At 69.0% G+C, this 17,497-nt stretch carries 14 protein-coding genes and 1 tRNA gene; 4 read left to right on the top strand and 11 right to left on the bottom strand.

Annotated features, from left to right (window positions below; genetic code table 11):
- Nucleotides 1-31 precede the first annotated feature (31 nt).
- Nucleotides 32-1,861, bottom strand: a complete 1,830-nt coding sequence (gene oxc, locus EJP67_RS20730; protein WP_126023600.1) for an oxalyl-CoA decarboxylase — start codon at nucleotides 1,859-1,861, stop codon at nucleotides 32-34.
- Between the two features lie 151 nt (nucleotides 1,862-2,012).
- Here oxc and EJP67_RS20735 point away from each other — a divergent pair, with 151 nt between their 5' ends.
- On the top strand, nucleotides 2,013-2,621 hold the full coding sequence (locus tag EJP67_RS20735) for a Crp/Fnr family transcriptional regulator (protein WP_126023601.1): 609 nt from the start codon (nucleotides 2,013-2,015) through the stop codon (nucleotides 2,619-2,621).
- Nucleotides 2,622-2,750: 129 nt separating this feature from the next.
- On the opposite strand, the gene EJP67_RS20740 is transcribed toward EJP67_RS20735, so the two are convergent.
- From EJP67_RS20740 to EJP67_RS20755, 4 genes are all read right to left on the bottom strand, one after another.
- Nucleotides 2,751-3,587 carry a cytidylate kinase family protein gene (locus tag EJP67_RS20740; RefSeq protein ID WP_126023602.1) on the bottom strand — a complete coding sequence of 279 codons (837 nt, stop codon included), beginning with the start codon at nucleotides 3,585-3,587 and terminating at the stop codon, nucleotides 2,751-2,753.
- A 16-nt stretch (nucleotides 3,588-3,603) separates the two neighbouring features.
- Nucleotides 3,604-5,136 carry a tripartite tricarboxylate transporter permease gene (locus tag EJP67_RS20745; RefSeq protein ID WP_126023603.1) on the bottom strand — a complete coding sequence of 511 codons (1,533 nt, stop codon included), beginning with the start codon at nucleotides 5,134-5,136 and terminating at the stop codon, nucleotides 3,604-3,606.
- Nucleotides 5,137-5,161: 25 nt separating this feature from the next.
- A complete protein-coding gene (locus EJP67_RS20750; RefSeq protein ID WP_126023604.1) occupies nucleotides 5,162-5,683 on the bottom strand; it encodes a tripartite tricarboxylate transporter TctB family protein in 522 nt (173 codons plus the stop codon).
- A gap of 108 nt (nucleotides 5,684-5,791) precedes the next feature.
- Nucleotides 5,792-6,823, bottom strand: coding sequence for a Bug family tripartite tricarboxylate transporter substrate binding protein (locus tag EJP67_RS20755; protein WP_126023605.1), 1,032 nt, complete (start codon nucleotides 6,821-6,823; stop codon nucleotides 5,792-5,794).
- A 253-nt stretch (nucleotides 6,824-7,076) separates the two neighbouring features.
- Between EJP67_RS20755 and EJP67_RS20760 the strand changes: the two genes are divergently transcribed.
- The 3 genes from EJP67_RS20760 (at nucleotide 7,077) to EJP67_RS20770 (ending at nucleotide 12,151) form a co-directional block, all read left to right on the top strand.
- Nucleotides 7,077-7,151, top strand: a tRNA-Arg gene (locus EJP67_RS20760).
- Between the two features lie 122 nt (nucleotides 7,152-7,273).
- Nucleotides 7,274-8,938, top strand: coding sequence for a methyl-accepting chemotaxis protein (locus EJP67_RS20765; RefSeq protein WP_126023606.1), 1,665 nt, complete (start codon nucleotides 7,274-7,276; stop codon nucleotides 8,936-8,938).
- Nucleotides 8,939-9,172: 234 nt separating this feature from the next.
- Nucleotides 9,173-12,151, top strand: a complete 2,979-nt coding sequence (locus EJP67_RS20770; protein WP_126023607.1) for a hypothetical protein — start codon at nucleotides 9,173-9,175, stop codon at nucleotides 12,149-12,151.
- 216 nt (nucleotides 12,152-12,367) lie between these two features.
- Here the strand turns inward: EJP67_RS20770 and EJP67_RS20775 are convergent, their stop codons facing one another.
- From EJP67_RS20775 to EJP67_RS20800, 6 genes are all read right to left on the bottom strand, one after another.
- Nucleotides 12,368-12,691 (bottom strand): hypothetical protein, encoded by a 324-nt coding sequence (locus EJP67_RS20775; protein ID WP_126023608.1) that lies wholly within the window; start codon nucleotides 12,689-12,691, stop codon nucleotides 12,368-12,370.
- An 89-nt stretch (nucleotides 12,692-12,780) separates the two neighbouring features.
- On the bottom strand, nucleotides 12,781-13,482 hold the full coding sequence (locus tag EJP67_RS20780; RefSeq protein ID WP_126023609.1) for an EthD domain-containing protein: 702 nt from the start codon (nucleotides 13,480-13,482) through the stop codon (nucleotides 12,781-12,783).
- Entirely contained in the window at nucleotides 13,479-14,669 is a 1,191-nt protein-coding gene (locus EJP67_RS20785; RefSeq protein ID WP_126023610.1) for an NADH:flavin oxidoreductase/NADH oxidase, read from the bottom strand. The genes EJP67_RS20780 and EJP67_RS20785 overlap by 4 nt, the downstream gene beginning before the upstream one ends.
- A 12-nt stretch (nucleotides 14,670-14,681) precedes the next feature.
- A complete protein-coding gene (locus EJP67_RS20790) occupies nucleotides 14,682-15,635 on the bottom strand; it encodes a DMT family transporter (RefSeq protein WP_240650732.1) in 954 nt (317 codons plus the stop codon).
- Nucleotides 15,636-15,802: 167 nt separating this feature from the next.
- Entirely contained in the window at nucleotides 15,803-16,753 is a 951-nt protein-coding gene (locus tag EJP67_RS20795; protein WP_126023611.1) for an MBL fold metallo-hydrolase, read from the bottom strand.
- Nucleotides 16,754-16,782: 29 nt separating this feature from the next.
- The gene (locus EJP67_RS20800) at nucleotides 16,783-17,493 is read right to left on the bottom strand and encodes an ABC transporter ATP-binding protein (RefSeq protein ID WP_126023612.1); all 711 of its coding nucleotides are present in this window, start codon (nucleotides 17,491-17,493) and stop codon (nucleotides 16,783-16,785) included.
- Nucleotides 17,494-17,497: the final 4 nt, after the last annotated feature.

The following is a 17,497-nucleotide window of genomic DNA, read 5'->3' on the forward strand; positions in this document are numbered from 1 at the left end:
GGATATCTCCTTGAATGAAACGGAACGCGGGTTACTTCTTCTTCGCCGTGGCGGGGTTCAGGCTCGTGATGCGGCCGCTCTCGGTGCCCGCCGTCTCGTCGATGACGGCGTTGATGAGGGTCGGGCGGCCCGAGGCGACGGCCTCGGCCAGGGCCTTCTGCAGCTCGTCGGCGGTGGTGGCGTTCACGCCCACGCCGCCGAAGGCTTCCATCAGCTTGTCGTAGCGGGCGTTCTTGACGAACACGGTGGGCGCCACGTCGCTCGTGCCGCTGGGGTTCACGTCGGTGCCGCGGTAGACGCCGTTGTTGTTGAAGACGATCACGCAGACCGGCAGGTTGTAGCGGCAGATGGTTTCCACCTCCATGCCGCTGAAGCCGAAGGCACTGTCGCCCTCGATGGCGATCACCGGCTTGCCCGTGACCACGGCCGCGGCCACGGAGAAGCCCATGCCGATGCCCATGATCCCCCAGGTGCCCACGTCCAGGCGCTTGCGCGGCTCGTACATGTCGACGATGCTGCGCGCGAAGTCCAGCGTGTTGGCGCCCTCGTTGACGACGATGGCGTCGGGCCGCGCCTTCACCTGGTCGCGGATCACGCTCAGCGCGCTGTGGAAGTTCATCGGCGAGGGCCGCGCGGCCAGCGTGGCGGCCATCTTCGACAGGTTCTTGTCCTTGCGCTCGGCGATCGCGCCGGTCCACTCGGCCGGCGGCCTGGCCCACTTCGCGTCGATGCCGGCCAGCAGCGCCGCCACGCAGGAGCCGATGTCGCCGATCACCGGCGCCTCGATGGCGACGTTGCTGTCGATCTCGGTCGGGGCGATGTCGATCTGGATGAATCGCTTGGCGCCCTTCTCCTGAGCCCAGGTCTTGCCCTTGCCGTGCGAGAGCAGCCAGTTCAGGCGCGCGCCGATCAGCACCACCACGTCGGCTTCCTGCAGCACGTAGGAGCGCGCGGCCGATGCCGACTGCGCGTGCGTGTCGGGCAGCAGGCCCTTGGCCATGGACATCGGCAGGTAGGGAATACCCGTCTTCTCGACCAGCGCGCGGATGTCGGCGTCGGCCTGCGCGTAGGCGGCGCCCTTGCCGAGCAGGATCAGCGGACGCTTGGCGCCCTTGAGCAGTTCGAGGGCGCGGTTCACCGCGTCGGCAGCGGGGATCTGGCGCGGCGCGGCGTCCACCACCTTGATGAGCGAGGCCTTGCCGGCGGCCGCTTCCATGGTCTGCGCGAAGAGCTTGGCCGGCAGGTCGAGGTAGACGCCGCCCGGACGGCCCGAGAGCGCGGCGCGGATGGCGCGCGCGATGCCCACGCCGATGTCCTGCGCGTGCAGCACGCGGAAGGCGGCCTTGCACAGCGGCTTGGCGATGGCCAGCTGGTCCATCTCCTCGTAGTCGCCCTGCTGCAGGTCGACGATCTCGCGCTCGCTGGAGCCGCTGATGAGGATCATCGGGAAGCAGTTGGTGGTGGCGTTGGCAAGCGCGGTCAGGCCGTTGAGGAAGCCGGGCGCCGACACGGTCAGGCAGATGCCGGGCTTCTGCGTGAGGAAGCCGGCGGCCGCCGCCGCGTTGCCGGCGTGCTGCTCGTGGCGGAAGGAGATCACGCGCAGCCCTTCGGCCTGGGCCATGCGCGTGAGGTCGGTGATCGGAATGCCGGGCAGGCCGAAGATGGTGTCGATGCCGTTGAGCTTGAGGGCATCGATGACGAGGTGGAAGCCGTCGATGGTCTCGCCCTCGGGCGCGTTGTCTTCCGTCACGCTCTTGAGCGCGCGCACCACCGCGTCGCCGTCGGCGTCACGGGTTTTCGCGGACTTGAGGGCTTCGCTCAGCGTGGTGGTCGCCTCTTTCTCTGTTCTGACTGAAGACATGTCTCTCCTTCTGCATGGGTGAATGGCCGAGGCCCGAGCCGCGACTATGATTCGGGCCAAACTTTCGGCCGTTGACCTCGGTCAACTTTCCCGAAAACGGCGCCGGCCCCGATGACCGGCGCCGGCAGCGAAATCGAGCAAGACGGTGACCATGACGACGTTGGAAAACCATCCGGAGAAGAACATCATTCGCGCCCAGCTGCGGCAGAACGTGCTTCTCAAGGACCTGAGCGAAGCCGACCGCGCGGAGCTCGAGGCACACCTGGTCATCGTGGACGGCAACAAGGGCGAGTTCCTGCTGCACCAGGGCGTGCGGGAGATGGAGCAGTACTTCATCCTCGACGGCATCCTCAAGCGGGTGGTGAGCAACCCGGAGGGCAAGGAAATGATCCTTCGCTTCGCCGACGAGAACGACATGGAGACGAGCTACGCCGCGCTGCGGCTGGGCACGCCCACGCCCTACGGCATCGTCTGCGTGACCAAGGCGCGGGTGGCGAGCCTGCCGCTGAAGGAGTGGATCGCCTTTCTGAACAGGCATCCCGAGACCAAGGAGCTGTTCGAGTTCCTCGTGATGCGCGGCATGAGCGAGATCATGGCGCACACGATCACGCTGCACCTGCTCGACGCCGCCGGGCGCGTGCACCGCTTCATGCGCAAGCACCCGGAACTGGAAGACCGGATTCCGAGCAAGGAACTGGCTTCTTATTTGAATCTGTCTGCGGAAACCCTTAGCCGGCTTCGCAAACGCGGGAAGATCTGAGCCCGTCTTGCTCCCTCCCCCTCTGGGGGAGGGCTGGGGTGGGGGCACGGGGCGCATCAAGGGCCGCCAGCGTATCTACCGCCGACTGCCCCCATCCCCACCTTCCCCCAGAGGGGGAAGGAGCAAAGCCTAAGTCTGCTTCGCCGAAGCAAAGCGCCGCGTGCTGGCCATCAGCCTCAGCTGGTTGTGCACGCCGCTCACGCCCGAGACCTCGGCCGCGACAGCCTCGGCCTGCGCCCGCTCGTCGGAATTCAGCACGATTCCGCGCAGCAGCAGTTCGCCATGATTCGCGGTGATCGTCACGTTGATGTCCCGCGTCGCCTCGTGCTCCTTCAGCGCCGCGCGCACGCGCGCCTCCAGCGCCATGTTGGCGAGCAGCGCGCGCGAGGCCGGTGTTTCGGCGAACTCGGGGCGGTTCACCATCAGCCGGATCTGCTCGACGCAGCTCTCGACAGAAAGGCGGTCGGTGTTGAGCACCAGGTCGTAGAGCACCGGGTCGCCCCAGGTCACGCCGAACTGCGCGTGCATGCGGGCGGCGTGCGCCTGGTCGCTGCGGCGGATCTCGGCTTCGGCGAACTCGGCGTCGTCGGTCTCGAGGTCGCCCATCAGCCATTCGACGCGCTTCTTCATCGAGCGCGTGATGCGCACGCACGCCACGTGCGGCACCGGCCGCAGCAGGCAGGTGGCGCCCCAGCCGCGCAGCACCACGTTGCCGCGGTCGGCCAGCGCGAAGAGTTCTTCGGCGGTGTAGAGCGCCACGCTGCGCCGGTCGGTGGTGAGGCGTTCCACCAGGCCTGCCTTGCCGCTGCGCAGCCGGCCGATGAGGCTGGTAGAGACCTGCATGCGGTCCGCGACGTGCTCGATGACCTCGTGGCGCATCACGGCGAGGCCCAGCGTTTCGGCGAGTTTCAGCGAAACATCCTTCGCGAGGGAGCCCATCTCCTGGGTCAGTGCGATCACTGGCATGTGCTGGCCTCCTTCGTCAATCCACCGGCCGTTCGACGGCGAACTCGTCGGCCTTCTTCGGCTTCCTGACGAACGCCAGCGCCTTGGAGATCAGCGGCCAGAACAGCAGCACCAGCGCCAGCGTGGTGATGGTGCCCACCAGCGGGTTGGAGAACATCACCATCACGTCGCCCTGCGACACCAGCATGGCCTGGCGGAAGGAGTCTTCCGCCTTGTCGCCGAGCACCAGCGCCAGCACCAGCGGCGCGAGCGGGAAGTCGAGCTTCTTGAAGAGATAGCCCAGCACGCCGAATCCCAGCATGAACCAGATGTCGAGCATCGCGTTGTGCACGGTGTAGGCGCCGATGGCGCAGATCACGATGATCACCGGCGCGATGATCGAGAACGGAATGCGCAGGATCGATGCGAAGAGCGGCACGGTGCTCAGCACCACGATCAGCCCGACGATGTTGCCGAGGTACATGCTGGCGATGAGGCCCCAGACGAAGTCCTTCTGCTCCACGAAGAGCAGCGGCCCGGGCTGCAGGCCCCAGATCAGCAGGCCGCCCAGCAGCACCGCGGCGGTGGGCGAGCCGGGAATGCCCAGCGCCAGCATCGGCAGCAGCGCGCTGGTGCCGGCCGCGTGCGCGGCGGTCTCGGGCGCGACCACGCCTTCCGTCTCGCCGGTGCCGAACTTGGCGCCCTTCTTCGACATCTTCTTGGCGAGGCCGTAGGCCATGAAGGAAGCCGGCGTGGCACCGCCGGGCGTGATGCCCATCCAGATGCCGATGAGCGAGCTGCGGATGGAGGTCATCCAGTACCTGGGCAGCTGCTTCCAGGTCTGCCACACCACCTTCGGATCGATCTTGGCGCTCTTGCCGGAGAACTTCAGGCCCTCCTCCATCGACAGCAGGATCTCGCCGATACCGAACAGGCCGATCACCGCGATCAGGAAGTCGAAGCCGCGCATCAGCTCGGGCTGGCCGAAGGTCAGGCGCAGCTGGCCGGTGACGGTGTCCATGCCCACGCTGGCGAGCGCGAAGCCCAGCGCCATCGACGCGAGGATCTTGAAGGGCGAGCCCTTGCCCATGCCGACGAAGCTGCAGAAGGTCAGCAGGTACACCGCGAAGAATTCGGGCGAGCCGAACTTGAGCGCGAACTTGGCGACCAGCGGCGCGAGGAAGGTGATCATCACCACCGCAAGGAACGCGCCCACGAAGGAGGACGTGAACGCGGTGGTGAGCGCCGCGCCCGCCTGCCCGTTCTGCGCCATCGGGTAGCCGTCGAAGGTGGTGGCCACCGACCATGGTTCGCCGGGGATGTTGAACAGGATCGAGGTGATGGCCCCGCCGAAGAGCGCTCCCCAGTAGATGCACGACAGCATGATGATGGCCGAGGTCGGCGACATCGTGAAGGTGAGCGGCAGCAGGATCGCCACGCCGTTGGCGCCGCCGAGCCCCGGCAGCACGCCGATCAGCACGCCGAGGATGATGCCGAGGAACATCAGGCCGATGTTCATCGGCGAGAGGATCACGTAGAAGCCCTGCATCAGGGCACTGATTTCTTCCATTTCGCTTGTGCTCCTTGGGTCGGGTTCAGTAGCCGAGGAATCGAAGCGGATCGAGCGCGCCCTTGAACAGCGGCACCTTGAACCAGACCTCGAACATGCAGAAGAAGAGCGCGTTCACGGCCAGCGCGGCGAACACGCTCTTGAACCACGCGTACTTGCCCAGCACCATCATGAAGAGCGCGATGTAGATCGCCGACGCCACGTAGATGCCGAGGAAGGAAATCGCCAGCACGTAGACCGTGGCCGGCACCAGCACCGACAGCACGCGCCTGAGCTGCACCGAGTCGACGAAGACCGCGGTGTTGCGGTTCTTGCCCAGCAGCGACTGGTAGAGGATGCCGGCGCCCGAGATCGTGATGATCACGCCGATGAAGAACGGGAAGTAGCCCGCGCCGGGGCCGTCGGTGGTCCAGCCGGCGCCGAGCTTGCGCGCCTCGAAGACCACCACCAGGCCGATGACCAGCAGCGCCACGGCCACCGCCGCTTCTACGAGGTGGGTGGAGATGCCCGTGCGCGCCGGGCCCCCGGATGATTCGTCGTGCTCCATGGAGCCCCCATCGTGGTTGTTTGAAAAAAGAAGGAATGCGGCGTGCGCCCGCGGCGCACGCGCCCGCTGCCGCGAGGCGCGGCAGTCGGCCGTCGGCGGTCTGCCCGCCTACTTGTTGCTCGCGAGGAAGCCCGCGTCGGACATCAGCGTGCGGTGCGTGGTCTCGGCCTCGGCGAGCCACTTCGCGAAGGCGTCGCCGGTCATGAAGGTCGGGTTGAAGGCGCCCTTCTCCATGTACTCCTTCCACTCCGGCGTGGCCGCCACCTTGGTCAGCAGGTCCTTGTAGAAGGCGAGCTGGTCGGGGGTGACGCCCGGCGGCATGAAGATGCCGCGCAGCATCGTGTACCTGGTGGGCACGCCCGCTTCCTTGCAGGTGGGGATGTCGTTCCACGACTGTGTGTCGGTGACCTTGGCCTTGAAGGGCATGCGCTCGTCGTCGAACACGCACAGCGCGCGCAGCTTGCCCGCGCGCCACTGCGCCACCGCCTCGATCGGGTTGTTCACCGTCGACTGCACGTGCCCGCCCACCAGCTGCACCGCCACCTCGCCGCCGCCCTTGAACGGCACGTAGATGAATTTGGTGCCGGTGGCCTTCTCGAGCGCGACCGTGATGATCTGGTCTTCCTGCTTCGAGCCGGTGCCGGCCATCTTGAACTTGTTCGGCCCCGCGGTCTTCACCGCCGCGACGTACTCGCCCGCGCTCTTGTAGGGCTCGGAGGCGTTGGTCCACAGCACGAACTGGTCGAGCGCCAGCATCGCGACCGGCGTCATGTCCTTCCAGTTGAAGGGCACGCCCGTGGCCATCGGCGTGGTGAACAGGTTCGACAGCGAGATGACGATCTTGTGCGGATCGCCCTTTGCCTCCTTCACCGCCAGGAAGCCCTCGGCGCCCGCGCCGCCGGACTTGTTGACGACGATCAGCGGCTCCTTCATCAGCTTGTACTTGATGACGATGCCCTGCAGCAGCCGTCCCATCTGGTCGGCGCCGCCGCCGGTGCCGGCGGGAATCACGAACTCCACCGGCTTGGTGGGTTCCCATGCGAAGGCAGGCGCGGCACCGGTCGCCAGCGCCATCGCGGCGGTTGTCGTGGCAAGAACGGCAGTCGCGCGGCTCAGAACATTCAAGGCGATCTTCTTCATCAGGTTGTCTCCTGTGTAGTGATTTCGCTCTTTTTTGTTCTTGAATCTGAGCAGAGATGCGAACGGGCACGATGGTGCGCGCCGGCGATTCGAGGCGGCTTGATCGCGGTCAACTTTTTGCAGATTTCGTATCGGGGTAAGCCCGCGCTGGCGATGCGCGAGGGGCCGGGCGCGGCCCCGGCCGGGACTGTCATCGCGAACCCTATAAAATCGCGGGCGCACCGCGGCTCGCCGCTTCGTGCATCCCCATCCGGTCTTCGTAGTTCAATGGATAGAACGGGGTCCTCCTAAGACTCAGATACAGGTTCGATTCCTGTCGAAGGCACCACCAGATCGCCAAGTCGTTGAATCGCAACGGCTTTTCAAGACCCCAGGCAGGCCCGGCGCAAGCCCCGCCCACACGCGGGTCCGGGTCAACGACCAGTCACACGCCCTCGGTCTAATCCGCGCGTGACATCAGACGCCCACCTTCTCCTCCCCTCCTCCGGCTCCCGCAACATCCTCGGTCGCCGCCTCCTGTTCACCTTCTCGGCCGTCTTGCTGCTGACCCTCGCGGGCTCCGGCATCGGCATCCGTTCGCTCGCCAAGGTCGACGAGGCCACGCGCGAAGCCATCCAGCAGCGCGGCGTGTCGGAGCGCATCGTGGCCGACGCCTACCGCCTGCAGGCGATCAATGCCGAGCGCTACAAGGCGATGGCGCTGAGCTCCGAACCCGAGGTCGGCGAGATTCTTGCGGCGGACATCCGCGCAACCGCCGCCAGTTACGACGAACTGATCAAACAGCTCGACCAGCGGTTGCACCACGAGGCCGACCGCGCATTGCTCGCGCAGGCCGACGCCGCCGCCAGGGACTTCGCGGGCGCCGTCAAGGAACTGATCGCCGCGCGCGACTCGGGCCTCACCGAGCGCATCCGCAACGTGTACGCGCAGCGCTTCCAGCCCAGTTCGGCCGCGCTGCTGGCCGCCGTTTCCAGGCTCGCGCAATCGCAGCGGCTGGCCATCGACGTGGCAGGCGAGCACGTCGCCGAGCTGAGCGCCTCGGCGCGCATTGCGCTGGTGCTGTTCAGCGTGGCCGCGCTGCTGCTGGGCGGTGTGCTGGCGCTGGGGCTGATGCGCAGCATCGGCAGGCCGATCAGGCTCGCGAGCGACACAGCCGGACGCGTGGCCACCCTCGACCTGCGCCAGGACATCGAGGGCCACTCCCGCGACGAGGCGGGCCAGATGCTGCAGGCGCTGGGCGCCATGCAGGGCGCGCTGCGCGAACTGGTGCAGCGCGTGCGCGAGTCGGTGCAGAACGTGCGCACGGCGGCCGCCGAGATCGCGCACGGCAACTCGGAACTCTCGGCACGCACCGAAGGCGCCGCGGCCAGCCTGCAGCAGACGGCGGCGGCGCTCGGGCAGGTCATGCACAACGCGCAGCAATCGAGCACGGCCGCCGGCGAGGCCGAACGCATGGCCGGGGCCGCCGCCACGGTCGCAGCGCAGGGCGGCGAGGCGGTGTCCCAGGTGGTGAGCACCATGCAGGACATCCGGCGCGAGTCGCACAGGGTGGCCGACATAACCGGCGTGATCGACGCCATCGCCTTCCAGACGAACATCCTGGCGCTCAATGCCGCGGTCGAGGCTGCGCGGGCCGGCGACGCGGGACGCGGCTTCGCGGTGGTCGCGTCCGAGGTGCGGCAGCTGGCCACGCGATCGGCCGCGGCTGTCCGCGAGATCAAGAGCCTGATCGAGAACTCGGTGCAGCGCATCGAGTCGGGCACCGCGCTCGCCGACGACGCTGGCCGCACGATGGGGCGCATCGTCGCTTCCATCGGCCAGGTCGCCGACACGGTCGGCGCCATCACGATGGCGACGCAGTCGCAGGTGCAGGACATCGCCCAGATCGACGCCGCCGTCGCCCGGCTGGACGAAATGACGCAGAAAAACGCGGCCATGGTCGAGGAATCGGCCGCCGTATCGGAAAGCCTGCGCGACCAGGCCCGCAACCTGGACACGCTCATCAGCCAGTTCGTGCTGCCCGGCGACGTACCGCGCGACGCACTGCCCTCGGCACCGCGCCGCGACTTCTCCCGCAACATCCCGGTGTCGCCGCGGCTGCGGCCCGCGGCCTGATCCGCGGCCGGGCAGCTGCTTGCGCCCCGGCCTTCGTTACGTACTGACAAGGTAACAGCGCTACGTAACAAGTGCCGAAGTGCGTCCGCCCGGCGCTTTCATCACGGCATGGCTCCGGCAAAAATCTCCATGTAAATCAACAGTTTGCGCGCACCTTGCCCAACGCCGGCGCCTGCGCAAAAAAGCGGCACACAAGTTGCCCCGTCAGCCACTCCCACTACCGAGGAGGCTGCCATGGCGGATGCCAACACAACGATTTCTTCGATCGCCGGAGGCGCCGACAGCAGTGCCGCCACGCCGGTGATCCTCGCGCAGGCGACGGTCCGGCCGGTCGCTCCCATGGGGGCGGCCACCGCCGCCTCGGCAACACCGGCTGCGGCGCCGGCCGGCATCGGGTCGCTGTCGAATGCGACGCCCGGCACGGTCGTCATGCGCGACGGCGTGGCGATTCCGGTGTCCGGCAACCAGACGCTGATGGCCGGCGACCGCGTGATCGTTCCGCAGGACGGCCATGCCAACGTTCTATTTCCCGGATCGGCCACCAACAAGGCACCCCTGGCCGGCGTGTTCACGGGCGGCACGGACGCCACCATCAGCTCGACCAAGCTCGCGAGCGGCCTGGAGCAGGTGAACGTGGACGTGGCCTCCGGCGACCTGGAAGTGACCGCGCCCGACAGCGACGCCGAAGCCGCCGCGCTCGCGGTGAGCAAGAAGACCGCTGCCGGCAGCGGCATCGGGCTGGGCGAATTCGCGCTCGGCGCGCTGGGCGCCGCCGGGCTCGCGGCGGCACTGGGCGGCGGCGGGGGCAGCGACGGCGCGGTCCCCTTCTTCGTTCCGGGCATCGGCGAAAGCGATGCGGATGCAGACGCGGACGCCGATGCCGACGCGGATGCGGACGGCGACTCGGATGCGGATGCCGATGCGGATGCCGACGCTGACGCCGACGCCGATTCGGACGCCGATGCCGATTCGGACGCGGACTCCGATGCAGACGCCGACTCGGATGCCGACGCCGATGCCGACGCGGACGCCGACCACCTGCTCGACCCAGGCGACGGCGCCGCCGACCATCTTGTCGGAGCCCTCGACAACCTGCTCGGCCTCGGCGGAGGCGGCGGTACGGCCGCCGCCGCGCGCAGTGCCGCGGTCACGAGCTCCGCGCCCACGCTCTCGTCGCTGATGCCCACGGTCGACGGCCTCACCGACCTCGTGGACGACGTGCTCTCGCCCATCGCGGGCAACGAATTCAGGCCCGACGATCCGAACGCCTTCGACCCGCTGGACGACACTGTAGACGGCATCACCGCCGACCTCGGCGGCGTGCTCACACCCGTGGTCGACGGCCTGCTGGGCGCCGGCCTCACCGGCGCGCTCATCGGCTCGCTGAACGGCCAGGTCGACTACCTGACCGACGCGCTCGGCAACATCCTCGACAACCTGCTCGGTGGCGACGGACTGCTCGGCGGCGTAACCACCGGCCTGGGCATCGACGGCCTCGTCGACCAGATCGTCGGCGACGAAGGCGTGGTCAGCCAGGTGCTCGACGGCCTGCTCGGCGAAGGCAGCCTCGTGGGCAGCGTGCTCGGCGAAGACGGATTGGTCGGGCAGCTGCTTGGCGACGGCGGCTTGCTCGGCGGGCTGCTGGGCGGCGTACTCGGCGGCGATGGCGGCCTGCTCGGCGGCGTGCTGGGCGACGACGGCCTTCTGGGCGACGACGGCCTTCTGGGCGGCGTGCTCGGCGGCGATGGCGGCCTCCTCGGTGGCGTGCTGGGTGACGACGGCCTGCTGGGCGGCGTGCTCGGTGGCGATGGCGGCCTGCTCGGCGGTGTGCTGGGTGACGACGGCCTGCTGGGCGGCGTGCTCGCTGGCGATGGCGGCCTGCTCGGCGGCGTGCTGGGTGACGACGGCCTTCTGGGCGGCGTACTCGGTGGCGATGGCGGCTTGCTCGGCGGCGTGCTGGGTGACGATGGCCTGCTGGGCGGCGTACTCGGTGGCGATGGCGGCTTGCTCGGCGGCGTGCTGGGTGACGACGGCCTTCTGGGTGGCCTGCTGAGCGGCGACGACGGCCTGCTCGGAGGCGTACTCGGCGGCGACGGCTCGCTCGCCGGCCTGCTCGGCAGCGAGGGCCTCACCGGCGGCTTGCTGGGCGGCGACGGGCTGGTCGACAGCCTGCTCGGTCCCGACGGCGTGGCCGGCGGACTGCTTGGCGCAACACCCCTCGGCGGCTTGCTCGGCGGCGAAGACGGCCTGCTCAGCGGCGTGCTGGGCGACAACGGCCTGATCGGCGGCCTCCTCGGTGGAGACGGCCTGCTGGGCGGGGTTCTTGGCGACGACGGCCTCCTCGGTGCCGATGGCCCGCTGAGCGGTCTGCTCGGTGGTGATGGTGGCCTGCTCGGCGGCGTGCTGGGCGACGACGGCCTGCTGGGCGGCGTACTCGGCGGCGACGGCGGACTCCTCGGCGGCGTGCTGGGTGATGACGGCCTGCTGGGCGGTGTGCTCGGTAGCGACGGCGGCCTCCTCGGCGGCGTGCTGGGCGACGACGGCCTGCTGGGCGGCGTACTCGGTGGCGATGGCGGCCTCCTCGGCGGCGTCACCAACGGCGATGCCGGCGGCCTGGTCGGTGGTCTCCTCGGTGAAGACGGCCTCGTCGGCGGCCTGCTCGGCGGCGTCACCAACGGCGATGCCGGTGGCCTGGTCGGTGGCCTCCTCGGTGAAGACGGCCTCGTCGGCGGCCTGCTCGGCGGAGTGACCGGCGGCGGCAACACCGGCGGCCTGCTGGGTGGCGTGCTCGGCGAAGACGGCATCGTGAACAACCTGCTCGGCGAAGACGGCATCGTGAACAACCTGCTCGGCGACGAAGGCCTGGTCGGCAGCGTGCTGGGCGCAGACGGCCTGGTCGGCCGCCTGCTCGGCTCGCTCGGCGGCGACGACGGCCCGGTGGCCAACGTGCTGCAGTCGGCGACCAGCGAAGCGGCTGCTCCGGCGGCACATGCGGCCTCCAGCGCGGCGGCGCCGGCGACCGACATCCTGGCCGGCACTTCCGGCACCGTGGCGCCGGTGGCCGAGACAGTGGCCCACGTGGCCGAAGGCGCGGCCGGTGCAGTGGCTTCCGGCGTGGGCGAAGTCGTCGCGCCGATCACCAGCCAGGTCGAGCAGACGGTGAGTCACGTGGTGAACCCGGTCACCAACATCCTGCACGGCCTGCTGGGCTGAGCGAGCCACCCGCTCGCCCGCTGCCGGCCCCGGGGTGCCGATGTAGGCAGGCGCTCACGCACTTGCCTTGCAATGTCCCGCATGGGCGGGCGCTGCGCAGAGTCAATGTGGAGGTTCCGTGGATCCCGGTTCCTCCTCACGACGCATCCGTGCGTCGTTAAGCGCTCCCTCGAGGGGCGCTTTTTTTTGGGGCGCGTGCGTGAACGCCGCTGCTCCTCAGCGGATCAGGCTCATCGGCGCGACCTGCGGCGTCACCTTCTGCTCGGTCGCCGTCAGCAGCTGGCCGTTCGATTCCTTCCAGCACATGAGGTTGGTGGTGCCCGAGCCCGCCGGTCCCGGCGCCTGTATCGATACCGCCTTCCATCCCTTGCAGGCGCCGCCGACGGTGGTGGGGCGGTCGAGAAACACGTAGTCGGTGCCGGCGTCGATGCGCATCACGCCCGCCACGCCGGGCGGAAGCGGCTTGCGCGTCTGGGCGGACGCCGCGCATGCGGCCGTGGCCATGGCGATGCCCAGGAAGAAGATGCGAGTGCGCCCCATGTGTGCCGCTCCGGTTTGACGATCGCCGATGTTATGGCCGGCGACGCCGTGCGGCGAGCGCATCCATGCCCGGCCCGCCCTCATTGGCCTCACACCACGCGGTGCTCTTCCACCACGAAGGCCGTGATCTCCGCAAGGAAGGTGAGCGCATGCGCCATCGTCACCTGCCCTTGCGGCGATGCGAAGGCCGCATCGAGCGTGCCGGGGTTCTCGAACCACAGCTCGACGATGCCGTCGATCGGCAGCTCCGCATAGCCGCAGGGCGTGCCCTTCACGAACTCGCGCGCGGTCACCACGTTCTGGCGGTAGCCGCTCACGCCGGGCATGCGGCGCACATGGTCGGCGTGCACCTTCCATTCGCGGCGGAAGTCTTCTTCCGACTGCTCGACGGGCCGGCGCAGCAGCGAGATGCGCTTGAGCAGCCCCTCGGGCTTCGGCGGTGGCGCTATCACCTCGGTCTGCGCGACGGTCACGATGTGCAGGCCGCCCAGAAAGCGTTCCTCGTCGGCGCGGATGGCGGCGGCGAGCTCGCCGCGGTTGAAGGCCGCTTCGGCCTGCTTCGCCTCGTCGAAGCCCAGCTGCGAGAAGCCGTCGAAGTCCCACGGCCCGCGCGCGAAGTCGATACCGCGCTGCAGCCGGTCGAGCACGAGGTTCTGCCGGTAGCCGCGCAGCGTGGGCAGCTGCGCCACCAGCGGGCCGTGCCTGTCGCGCCAGTGGCTGCGGAAGGCCTCGTCGGTCCATTCGGGTTTCTTGCGGATCAGGCCCATGCGCAGGGGCGTCGGTTCGGTCATCTGCTTGTCTCCTTATCGTTGATTTGCAAGGCGGCCTCGGCCTCGGCGCGCGCTCGCGCGAGGCCGGGCGCGCGCTTGGCCAGCCACACGCCGTGGCGCACCGGCCAGCGCCGGAAGCCGGGGTCCGCACCGAGCGCCGCGGCCGCGTGGTGCGCCCAGTAGGGGTCGAGCAAGGCCTCGCGGCCCAGGGCGACGAGATCGGCCTGCCCGGCGGCGAGCACGGCCTCGGCCTGATGCGCGTCGACGATCATCCCGACCGCCTGCGTGGGCACCTGCGCCTCCTGTCGGATGCGCGCGGAGAACGGCACCTGGAAGCCCAGTCCGCGCGGCACCGGCAGCGCGCGCGTCTCCTCGGTGAGGCCGCCCGAGGAACAGTCGATCACGTCGACGCCGCAGCGCTTGAGCTCGCGCGCGAGCACCACCGAGTCGTCCAGGTTCCAGCCATCGGGCGTGCCGTCGACCGCCGAGAGGCGGCAGAACAGCGGCTTCTCCGCCGGCCACGCGGCACGCACGCGCTGCGCGATCTCCAGCGCGAGCCACATGCGGTTGTCGCGGCTGCCGCCGAGGGCATCGTCGCGATGGTTGGCGTTGGGTGAAAGGAAGCTGGCGACGAGGTAGCCGTGCCCGAAGTGCAGCTCGACCACGTCGAAGCCCGCCTTGTCTGCGCGCACCGTGGCATCGACGAAGCGCTGCACCACCGCCGCGATGCCATCGGCATCGAGCGCGCGCGGTGCCGACCAGCCCGGCCCTGCCGCGAGTGCGCTCGGGCCCAGGCGCTCCCACGGCTCCTCGTCGGCGGCCATGCGCGCATCGCCGAGTGCGGCGCCCCCCTCCCACAGCGGCTCGCTGCCCGCCTTGCGGCCTGCATGCGCGAGTTGCACGCCGATGGCGCTGCCCTGCGCATGCACGAAATCGACCACTGCCTTCAGCGGCGCGATCTGGCTGTCGTTCCACAGGCCGAGGTCGGCGATGCCGATGCGACCGCGCGGATCGACCGCGGTGCTCTCGGTGAGGATCAGCCCGGCGCCGCCGAGCGCGAACTTGCCCAGGTGCACCATGTGCCACGGCGTGGCATGGCCGCGCTCGGCGGCGTGCTGGCACATCGGCGAGATCACGACGCGGTTGGCCAATGTGAGGCCGCGCAGTTGCAGGGGCTGGAACAGCAGGGGGAAAGAGTCGGTGGACATGGATGGAAGAAATCAGGGTGCAGGCTTGGGCACGGCGGCGGCTGCCGGCCGCGTGCCCAGCCACGTGCCGCTCATCACCGCGGCGAAGCCGAACAGGTGCCACCAGCTCAGCACCTCGCCCAGCAGCAGCGCCGCGACCGCGACGCCGAACACCGGCACCCAATAGAGAAAGACAGCGGTGCGCGCCACGCCGATGACGGAGATGGCGCGGTTCCAGATCAGGTTGCCGGCGGCGGTGGCGGCCACGCCCGAGAACAGCACCAGCGCCCACGGCCACGCACCCGGGAACAGCTGCGCCGCGCCCAGCGGCGAGGGCCCCAGCAGCGTGTGCAGCACCAGCATCGCGGTGCCCATCACGTAGATGCCCCAGCTCATCGACAGCGGATCGATCTGCCGCGCCAGGCGCTGCACGCCTACGCCGCCGACCGCGAAGCTCACCACCGACAGCGCCAGCAGCAAATCGCCCAACCCCGCGTGCGACAGGCTTGCTCCCGGATGGCTGAGCACGACCGCCGCCACGCCCGCGAAGCCCAGCGCCACGCCGACGAGCCGCCGCGCCGTCAGCGCCTCGCGGAACACCAGCGCCGCCATCAGCGCCGACACCAGCGGACTCAGCGCCATGATCAGCGCTCCGTTGGTGGCCGTCGAACGCTGCAGCCCCAGCGCGAACAGGATCTGGTTGGCATACACCATCAGGAAGCCGCAGCCGGCAAGTGCCGCAAGACGCCGCATGCCGAACACCGGCACCCCGCCGCGCCGCCACAGCAAGATCGCGCTCAGCGCCATGCAGGCCACCACCATGCGCAAGGCCGCCAGCGGCAGCGCCTCGAAGAAGCCCGTCAGCACCTTCACCGCCGACACGTTCACGCCCCACACGAGCATTCCCAGCAGCAGCCAGGCCTGCACGGCGGCGGGTGTGGCGCCAGCAGAGGCTGATGAAGACGACGACGGCGCAGGCTGGTTCATTTCAATCGTTCGTCAAAGACAACGCCACACCACGGCCCGCGCAGCGAGGCCCCCTCGCGGGCTCCCGCGGAACCGGCTCTGCCGGGCCGCAGGGTGCGCCCCCCGCGAGGGGGTGTCCGAGCCACACGAAGTGGGCGAAGCTGGGGAGGTCATCCCTCCAGCTCGTTCTACATCTCGATGTCGCGCTCCGCGGTCCAGATGCGCGGGTGGACGTGACCCGTCGCTTCGTCGTACGCACGCGTCACGTCGAACGGCATGCAGTGATCGAAGATCACCCAGTGGCCGTACGTGGGGCGCAGCGCCGCCACGGTTTCCTTGTAGATCGCGTTCAGCGTCTTGCCCTGCGCCACGCCGTTGTTGACGAGCGTGTACACGTCCGAGATGAAGGCGCGCGTGGAGGCGATGGCCTTGCGCACGTCGGCGGCGTTCTCCAGCGCGGCGCCGCGCCCGGGCACCAGCTTCTCGAAGCCGAAGCCCGCGAGGCGGTCGAGCGTGGCGGGCCAGTCGCGGAAGTAGCAGTCGCCGGCGTAGGCGGTGCTCTGGTATTCGACGAGGTCGCCCGCGAAGCAGATCTTCTGGTCTTCGAGGTAGGCGATGGTGTCGCCCTTGGTGTGGCCGCGGCCCACCTGCGCGATCTTCACTTCGAGCTTCTTGCCCAGCCACACGCTCATGGTGCCGTCGAAGGTCATGGTCGGCCAGGTCAGGCCCGGCGGCACCGACTCGACGTTGCGGAACAGGCGCGGGAAGCGGCCGATCTCGCTGGCCTTGTCCTGCTCGCCGCGCTCCACGATCAGGTCGTAGGTGTCGCGGCTGGCGATGATCTGCTCGGCGCCCTCCTTGAAGTAGGCCGAGGCGCCCAGAACGCGCACCGCGTGGTAGTGGCTCAGCAGCACGTATTTGATGGGCAGCGGCGTCACTTCGCGGATGCGGCGGATCACGTCCTGCGCCATCGCGGGCGTAGCCTGGGTGTCGACCACCATCACGGCCTCGTCGCCGATGAAGATGCCGGTGTTGGGGTCGCCCTCGGCGGTGTAGGCGTAGGCGTTCTCCGAGAGGCGGGTGAAGGAGACCTTCTTCTCCTCGAGGTCGGCGTGGCTGGCGAATTTCTTGGTGGTCATGGGAGTTCCTTTGAAATGAGCGATGCGAGTCAATGCGTGCCGAGGTACGCGGACTTCACCTTGGGGTTGTCGAGCAGCTCGCGGCCCGAGCCTTCGAGCGTGATGCAGCCGGTTTCGAGCACGTAGGCGCGGTCGGCCACGCCCAGCGCCTGCTTGGCCATCTGCTCCACCAGCAGGATGGTCAGGCCCGAGCTGCGCAGCTGGCGGATGGCGTCGAAGATGTCCTTGATGATGAGCGGCGCCAGGCCCAGCGAGGGCTCGTCCAGCAGCAGCAGGCGCGGCTCGCTCATGAGCGCTCGGGCAATGGCCAGCATCTGCTGCTCGCCGCCCGAGAGCGTGCCCGAGGGCTGGTGCTGGCGCTCCTTCAGGCGCGGGAAGCGCGCGAACTCGCGCTCGATGCCGCGCTCCACGAAAGCCTTGTCGCCGCGGCGCGAGTAGGCGCCGAGCATCAGGTTCTCGCGCACCGTCTGGTCGGGGAACACGCCGCGCCCCTCGGGCGACAGCGCCACGCCCAGGCCCACGCGCCTGTGCGAGGGCACATGCGTGCAGTCGTTGCCGTCGATCAGCACGCGACCCTCGGCCACGGGCTCCAGGCCGACGATGCTCTTGAGCAGCGTGCTCTTGCCGGCGCCGTTGGCGCCGATGATGGTGACGACCTCGCCCGCGCGCACTTCCAGGCTCACGCCCTTGACAGCCTCGATGGCGCCGTACGAGACCTTCACCGATTCGATTTTCAGCATGATG

The organism is Variovorax guangxiensis, from assembly GCF_003952165.1.
Classification (GTDB): domain Bacteria; phylum Pseudomonadota; class Gammaproteobacteria; order Burkholderiales; family Burkholderiaceae_C; genus Variovorax; species Variovorax guangxiensis.

Excerpts from the sequence above, each read along its gene's own strand:
- EJP67_RS20770 (WP_126023607.1), top strand. The coding sequence starts at position 9,173 with ATGGCGGATGCCAACACAACGATTTCTTCGATCGCCGGAGGCGCCGAC.
- EJP67_RS20740 (WP_126023602.1), bottom strand. The coding sequence starts at position 3,587 with ATGCCAGTGATCGCACTGACCCAGGAGATGGGCTCCCTCGCGAAGGAT.
- EJP67_RS20735 (WP_126023601.1), top strand. The coding sequence starts at position 2,013 with ATGACGACGTTGGAAAACCATCCGGAGAAGAACATCATTCGCGCCCAG.
- EJP67_RS20780 (WP_126023609.1), bottom strand. The coding sequence starts at position 13,482 with ATGACCGAACCGACGCCCCTGCGCATGGGCCTGATCCGCAAGAAACCC.
- EJP67_RS20785 (WP_126023610.1), bottom strand. The coding sequence starts at position 14,669 with ATGTCCACCGACTCTTTCCCCCTGCTGTTCCAGCCCCTGCAACTGCGC.
- EJP67_RS20775 (WP_126023608.1), bottom strand. The coding sequence starts at position 12,691 with ATGGGGCGCACTCGCATCTTCTTCCTGGGCATCGCCATGGCCACGGCC.
- EJP67_RS20745 (WP_126023603.1), bottom strand. The coding sequence starts at position 5,136 with ATGGAAGAAATCAGTGCCCTGATGCAGGGCTTCTACGTGATCCTCTCG.
- EJP67_RS20800 (WP_126023612.1), bottom strand. The coding sequence starts at position 17,493 with ATGCTGAAAATCGAATCGGTGAAGGTCTCGTACGGCGCCATCGAGGCT.
- EJP67_RS20755 (WP_126023605.1), bottom strand. The coding sequence starts at position 6,823 with ATGAAGAAGATCGCCTTGAATGTTCTGAGCCGCGCGACTGCCGTTCTT.
- EJP67_RS20795 (WP_126023611.1), bottom strand. The coding sequence starts at position 16,753 with ATGACCACCAAGAAATTCGCCAGCCACGCCGACCTCGAGGAGAAGAAG.
- oxc (WP_126023600.1), bottom strand. The coding sequence starts at position 1,861 with ATGTCTTCAGTCAGAACAGAGAAAGAGGCGACCACCACGCTGAGCGAA.
- EJP67_RS20750 (WP_126023604.1), bottom strand. The coding sequence starts at position 5,683 with ATGGAGCACGACGAATCATCCGGGGGCCCGGCGCGCACGGGCATCTCC.
- EJP67_RS20790 (WP_240650732.1), bottom strand. The coding sequence starts at position 15,635 with ATGAACCAGCCTGCGCCGTCGTCGTCTTCATCAGCCTCTGCTGGCGCC.